6 protein-coding genes are annotated in these 5,989 nt (G+C 68.4%); 2 read left to right on the forward strand and 4 right to left on the reverse strand.

The window, feature by feature from the left end; translation table 11 throughout:
• Positions 1 to 440 precede the first annotated feature (440 nt).
• Entirely contained in the window at positions 441 to 1,709 is a 1,269-nt protein-coding gene (locus RTM68_RS11645) for a CoA transferase (RefSeq protein WP_312171021.1), read from the forward strand.
• Here RTM68_RS11645 and RTM68_RS11650 read toward each other — a convergent pair.
• The 4 genes from RTM68_RS11650 to RTM68_RS11665 form a co-directional block, all read right to left on the reverse strand.
• On the reverse strand, positions 1,666 to 2,487 hold the full coding sequence (locus RTM68_RS11650; RefSeq protein ID WP_312171023.1) for a DUF4184 family protein: 822 nt from the start codon (positions 2,485 to 2,487) through the stop codon (positions 1,666 to 1,668). The two genes, RTM68_RS11645 and RTM68_RS11650, sit on opposite strands and share 44 nt — an antisense overlap.
• Positions 2,488 to 2,568: 81 nt before the next feature.
• Complete coding sequence (gene tyrS, locus RTM68_RS11655) at positions 2,569 to 3,870, reverse strand: tyrosine--tRNA ligase (protein ID WP_312171025.1); 1,302 nt, start codon at positions 3,868 to 3,870, stop codon at positions 2,569 to 2,571.
• 61 nt (positions 3,871 to 3,931) lie between these two features.
• The gene (locus RTM68_RS11660) at positions 3,932 to 4,726 is read right to left on the reverse strand and encodes a hypothetical protein (RefSeq protein ID WP_312171026.1); all 795 of its coding nucleotides are present in this window, start codon (positions 4,724 to 4,726) and stop codon (positions 3,932 to 3,934) included.
• Positions 4,723 to 5,367 carry a SatD family protein gene (locus RTM68_RS11665; RefSeq protein WP_312171027.1) on the reverse strand — a complete coding sequence of 215 codons (645 nt, stop codon included), beginning with the start codon at positions 5,365 to 5,367 and terminating at the stop codon, positions 4,723 to 4,725. Before RTM68_RS11665 ends, RTM68_RS11660 begins: the two co-directional genes overlap by 4 nt.
• A gap of 59 nt (positions 5,368 to 5,426) precedes the next feature.
• Here RTM68_RS11665 and RTM68_RS11670 point away from each other — a divergent pair.
• A partial coding sequence (locus RTM68_RS11670) for a DUF1349 domain-containing protein (protein ID WP_312171028.1) occupies positions 5,427 to 5,989 on the forward strand: 563 nt, incomplete at its 3' end.

The raw sequence follows: 5,989 nt of genomic DNA on the forward strand, positions 1-5,989 counted from the left end.
TGCTCCCACGACCCAGTCATCACAACCAGGCCCGCAGGGCAACTTCTCTATCTTAGCCACCCTGTCCCGCTTGTCAAATCGGCGCGCCGTGCAGATCCTGGATCCGCTGCGCAGCCTGTGACAGCCGCAGATGGGGTGGATCTCCCATCCTAGACGCACGCGTCGTGACTCACAAGTGAGTGGATGTGGGAGGTGGTTCTCCGCTTGAGGGGGGTGAAGCTCTCGGCCTCTCCGCTTCCCTGTGGGGCGAACAAGTAATAAGTTACGTGGGTTCCGGGGTTCTGGCAAATCGGGCCGCTCCCCCCGGGCGTGTCGGCGATCACCCCGCAGCACCTTTTGGCTGTCCAGGGGCGGGAAACGCCCGGGATCACAGCGCCGAGTACGATCGGACGGTGCTCGAGCCATCGAATCTGCCACCCTCCTCAGCTCTTCTCGCACGTGTGTTGTCAGAGCTGGGCGTTCCGGCCGAAGACCCCAGGGTCGATCCTCCTGCCCACGCCGTACCGCTGCCCTCGCGACTCGCGACCGGGGATCTGGCATGGGCGAGCGTGCGTGCGGTGATCGCCGCCAGCGGTTGCCGCACCCTGCCCGATCCCGACAGGATCGCCCTCGGCTACCGCAGCGATGCCGTGCTCACCGTCGACGGCACGAGACCCGATGTGTGGTCGCCCCTCTCCGGATTCTGGCGATCGAGCGACGGGTGGATCCGTACCCACGCCAACTATCCGCACCACGCGCGACGCCTGCGGGATGCACTCCGCCTCCCCGACAGTGCCGGTCCCGACGACATGCGGGCCGTGATCGGAGAACGGAGCAGCGACGAGGTCGTCGACGCGATCTCCCGCGCGCGCGGCCTCGCCGTCGTGGTCGGCACGGAGAATCCAGCCCTCGACAGAGCCTTGCAGGCTCGCCCACTGCTGGAGGTCGACGGCCCCGCTCTCCTGGATGTGCGCCTCTCCCCCGCGGCGTCGGACGCTCTCCCGCTTGCCGGTATCCGCGTGCTCGACCTCACCCGGGTGATCGCCGGCCCTGTCTGCACCCGAACGCTGGCACTGCTCGGTGCCGACGTGCTGCGCATCGATCCTCCGACTCTGCCTGAGCCGGAGTGGCAGCACCTGGATACGGGTCATGGCAAACGATCCACCGTGCTCGATGCTCGCAGCTCCGGTTTCCGCGACCTGCTCGATTCGGCCGACGTCGTCGTCCTCGGGTACCGACCCGCCTCCCTCGCGCGACTCGGACTCTCTGCGGAGGCGCTCCGCGAGCGGCATCCGCGTCTTCTCATCGCCGAACTCAGCGCCTGGGGCGCGGAACATCCCGACCGAGCCGGCTTCGACAGCCTCGTCCAGGCGGAGTCCGGCATCGCGATGATCGAGTCGCCGGACGGCGCGACGCCGAGCGCTCTTCCTGCACAGGCTCTCGACCACAGCGCCGGGTATCTACTCGCCGCGGGGATCACCGCGTTGCTCGGACGACGCGCTGCCGAGAACAGAGGGTGGAGCATCCGAACGTCTCTGCGCCGGATCGCCGCAGAGTTGCTGGGGATGCCCCGTCAGTCGGATCCCGCTCCGACCTCCGAGATCGACACCTCGCCGCACACCAGATCGTTCGCCGTCGCAGGACACCGGATCACCACCGTGGCGCCCGTGATTCCCGGACTCGAGTTCAGCGCGCCTCGGCCGTGGGGATCGGATCAGCCGACCTGGTGAAGCGCCGGAACAGCGGCACCGACAGGCACAGCACCAGTGTCAGTGCTCCCCAGATCGCGCAGGCGGGCGGCAGAACCCGATACGCAAGATGCTGGATCGTGAACTCGTCGGTGAACGGCCCGTAGGCGACCGTCCCGACGATCCACGCGGTGATCAGCACCGCCGGCAGCGAGATCCACCAGGCGACACGGACTCCCGCGGGAACCACTTGCGCGACATCATGGGCCTTCGCCCGACGAAGCCGGAGGAGCGCCCAGATGGCAAGGATGACCAGGCCGATCACGCTGGATCCGTGCTGCAGCCATTTGTAACCGGTCAGAGGTCCCCACATCTCGTCGAGCGCCGGCAGCGCCTCGACGCCCCACCGCCCTTCGTGCGTGAAGAGATCCCAGAGGATGTGCGACACCACTCCGACCAGCAGTGAGACGGCGAGCAGCAGAGGTGCGAAGCGGTTGTCGGAGCCCACGCCGATTGCTGTCCCCGCCGCCTCGCGCCCTGTCTGCGACCAGTCCGTCGGCAGTCTCCGTGCCAGCGCCCCCGGTGCCAGTTCACCGACGGCAGGGCGAAGCACGACGCGCCACACCAGGAAGAGCACGAACGCGACGGCGCTCGTCCACACCACGTTGGTGAGCGTGTGCGTGAACGAGTAGTCGATCCCGATTCCCCGCAGGAAGAGCGGAAGATCCGGCGTCATCGCTCCGATCGCGATCGCCGCGGGCACGAGAGGCGTGCGGACGAACGGCAACGCGATGACCGCGTGGCTCGGTGTGAACGGCATCGAGGCTCCCGTCGCGGAGGGACCCTGGCAGCGATCCGGACCCGGGTCCGGATCGCTGCCAGGGATGATCGGCTGGGCGGATCAGTCCAGGAAGAGTCCCGCGAGGGTCTTCTTGCCTCGACGGAGCACGGAGACTCCCCCGGGAAGCGATCCTGCGACGATCGCCGCGTCGTCTTCCACGCGTTCGCCGTCGAGCGAGACACCGCCCTGGGCGATCGCGCGACGAGCCTCCGACAGACTCGAGACGAGCCCGGTGGCGACGAGCGCATCGACGACCGACGACCCTGCGTCGACCTTCGCGTTCGGCAGCTCCTCGAGTGCGGCGCGCAGCGTCGAGGCGTCGAGGGCGGTCAGGTCGCCCTGACCGAACAGCGCCTCGGATGCCGCGATCACGGCGGCCGTGGCGTCGATGCCGTGCACGGTGGCGACGACCTCGAGAGCCAGACGCTTCTGAGCCGCCCGTCGGAACGGCTCGGACTCGACGAGCGCCTCGTACTCCTCGATCTCGGCGCGGGTCAGGAACGTGAACACCTTGAGTCGCTCGATCACGTCGGCATCCGCCGTACTGAGCCAGAACTGGTACATCCGGTACGGGCTGCACATCTCCGGGTCGAGCCAGATCGCGTTGCCCTCGCTCTTGCCGAACTTGGTGCCGTCGCTGTTCGTGATCAGCGGGGTGCCGATCGCATGTGCGGCGACGCCCTCGGATCGACGGATGAGGTCGGTGCCGCTGGTGAGGTTGCCCCACTGGTCGGAACCGCCGGTCTGCAGCACGCAGTCGTACTGGCGGTACAGCTCGAGGAAGTCCATTCCCTGCAGGATCTGGTAGCTGAATTCGGTGTAGCTGATGCCCTCGTCGGAGTTCAGGCGCGCAGCGACCGCATCCTTCTTCAGCATCGTGCCGACACGGTAGTGCTTGCCGATCTCGCGCAGGAAGTCGATCGCCGACAGCGGCGCCGTCCAGTCGAGGTTGTTCACGATGCGCGCGGCATTGTCGCCCTCGAAGCTGAGGTAGCGCTCGACCTGCGTCCGCAGGCGCCCGACCCACTCCTCGACGGTCTCGCGCGTGTTGAGCGTGCGCTCGGCGGTGGGCCGCGGATCTCCGATGAGACCGGTCGAGCCCCCGACCAAGCCCAGCGGCTTGTGACCGGCGAGCTGAATGCGACGCAGCGTCAGCAGCTGCACCAGATTGCCGAGGTGCAGGCTGGGAGCAGTCGGGTCGAAACCGCAGTAATACGTGATCGGGTCCCCGGCGAGAAGGGCGCGCAGCGCCTCCTGGTCAGTGGACACGTGGACGAGTCCGCGCCACAGCAGTTCGTCCCACACGTTCTCGAACGTGGGGTCGATCGCCGGCGGGGCGGTCGTCAGAGCGGTATTCGACACGCGCTCCAGGCTATCAGCGGTGAGTACTCGCCATTCGCCCCGCACAGGCGGATCGGTCCGATCAGCTGTGGGCAGCCCACCACACCAGGAATGCCGCGCCCAGTCCGATCACCCAGCTCACCAGGCTCCCGACGAGGAAGTACTCCGCCCTGGCGCCGGTCTCGCCGTCGCGAGAGATCTCGGGGAAGCGGACGATGCCCTTGGCCGCCAGCATCGCGGCGAGGATCGGGTAGGCGGCGGCCAGAGTGAGGATCATCACGAGGATGCGTTCCAACGGGCCGATCAGACGGCCGCCCTTGAACCCGGCCCGCTGATCCCGGACGGGCTCGGCCTCGTCGGAGGTCTCGTTCGTGGCGATGGGGCCCGGTTCCGCCTCGGACTCGGCGGTCGCGGGCGCAGGGATGCGCGTGAGTTCGGCCGGGCGCCACGTGTGCTCGCCGTCGAGCGCCGCGCGCACCACGAGGTTCGCCGATTCCAGCAGGAACACACCCGCGCCGATCGTCAGCATCGCGAGATCGAACGGCACCTCGCCCATCGGGGACCGGATGCTCCAGACCGCGCCGATCAGACCGGTGTCCGCCCGGGCACCGAGGGCGACCACGGCACCGACGCTGAGCACCCCGAGCAGCGCAGCGGGCCAGAAGCCGAGCGGCGCCGGGCGCTCGGACGGCATGCACCACACCCAGAGAGCTCCGACCACGAGCCCCGAGAGCATCGGCAGGAGGGCGTCGCTCACACTTCCGAGGAGCAGCAGGATCACGGCGGTCGTGAGGTACCCGACCCATCGACGGGGCGCGAACTGGCGGACGAGATCGGCGGCGCCGACCGCGAGGAGGATGAATCCGGCGACGATCATGCGGTCGATCCTCTCAGCGCGACGAGCCCTTCGAGGAGTGCCGCGCTGCCGGCGTTGCGCAGCGACTTCGAGACGCTCGGCTGCGAGATGCCCTCTTCTGCCGCGAGCTCATGCTGCGACCTGCCGACCAGGCGTCCGTAGGTCAGCCGGCGCTCGCGCTCGTTCATGGCCCCCACCAGCTCGTCCCTGACGAGGAGATAGGCGTTCGAGGCGGCGATCGTGCTGTCCATGACCTCATCCTGCCCGTGAGCTCCGACAATCCAGGTGCGCGTGCGCGGCACCGCGCGACCCTCCCGCCCGTGCACCGTCTCGATCGCGGCGCGCGCGGCGTACCAGCCGGGTCCGTCAGCGAGTTCACCGTGCACCGAGTCCACCGCGCTCACCGCTCCGACGCCGATGCCGAAGCGGAACGCGATGCCGTCCGGCAGACTGAGCTGGATCATCAGCAGCGAGACCATCGCATCTTCGAGCGCGCGATAGACGCCCTGCTGCTCGTCTCCGACCGTGGGGGTCAGCGGCTGCTGGGCGAGCGGAAGGTCTGTCTCGACGCGGGCGATGGCGTCATCGAGGATCCGCTGCGCCGCCGTTCGATCGTCGAGCTTGCGAGAGCCCACGATGTCGGCGAGTACGGCGATGACCATGGCATAACCGTATCACGAATAACTTGGCTTTATGCCCTATTTGGCTATACGCTCGGGATATGCCTGAATCAGACATCATCTCCTGGACCGAAGGCTCCTGGACACACGCCCCCGCCGACCTCGCCTCCGCCGCCGAGCACCTCGACGTGACCGCCGTCGAAGGCAGCGACGCCTGGCGCCACACCGCCTACGGCTTCGTGCACGACACGGAGCACGCACTGCTCGCCCCTTTGGCCGTCGGCGAGGCGATGGACGTGTCGTTCCGCGCCCCCTGGGACGGGCAGTTCGACCAGGCCGGCGTCTTCGTGCGCATCGACGACGAGCACTGGATCAAGGCGGGCATCGAGTACGCCGACGACCACCTCGGGCTCGGCGCAGTCGTCACCGACATCCGCTCCGACTGGTCGGTCGGGTACGTCGACGACTGGCACGGCAGCGAGATCACCGTCCGCGTGAGCCGCTGGCCGGATGCCGTGATCGTGCGGGCACGCGCGGATGACGGAGAGTGGCGACTGGTGCGGGTCGCCCCGTTCGACGGCGATGCCGCGGCATCCGCAGGCCCGTTCCTCGCAGGCCCCACCCGCGCGGGTCTCGTCGTGCGCTTCACCCGCTGGACGCGATC

Origin of the sequence: Microbacterium sp. (assembly GCF_031988965.1) — a bacterium.
Classification (GTDB): domain Bacteria; phylum Actinomycetota; class Actinomycetes; order Actinomycetales; family Microbacteriaceae; genus Microbacterium.

Bases quoted from the DNA above. Each gene is read 5' to 3' on its own strand.
- RTM68_RS11650 (WP_312171023.1), bottom strand. From the start codon at position 2,487: ATGCCGTTCACACCGAGCCACGCGGTCATCGCGTTGCCGTTCGTCCGC.
- RTM68_RS11660 (WP_312171026.1), bottom strand. From the start codon at position 4,726: ATGATCGTCGCCGGATTCATCCTCCTCGCGGTCGGCGCCGCCGATCTC.
- RTM68_RS11665 (WP_312171027.1), bottom strand. From the start codon at position 5,367: ATGGTCATCGCCGTACTCGCCGACATCGTGGGCTCTCGCAAGCTCGAC.